Annotated in this window: 1 pseudogene; it reads right to left on the bottom strand. The window is 45.6% G+C overall.

What is annotated here, in order from left to right:
* Positions 1-305, bottom strand: a pseudogene (locus Q0997_RS20360) (hypothetical protein); the annotation flags it as partial.

Genomic DNA, 305 nt, shown 5'->3' on the forward strand with positions numbered 1-305 from the left:
CCGACGTTACCATCAGTATCTGTTGGCATTCCTACACCTGTGCCTGCACTACTTGGGATTCCTGTGACTGGATCTGGGGTGCCATCGGCTATACCATTGTTATCTGCATCAGTACCTCCTGTCTCTACTGTATCATAGATACCATCGTTATCTGCATCTAGGTCTAAATGGTTACTTATACCATCATTGTCATTATCGTACGCTGGTTCTACCATGCCATTTACATCACCTACCATTGGGTCGGCTGGATCGTCATCTAAGTAATTTGGTACACCATCGTTATCATCATCCCCACTTGGATCACC

Origin of the sequence: uncultured Lacinutrix sp. (assembly GCF_947500325.1) — a bacterium.
Lineage (GTDB): Bacteria > Bacteroidota > Bacteroidia > Flavobacteriales > Flavobacteriaceae > Lacinutrix.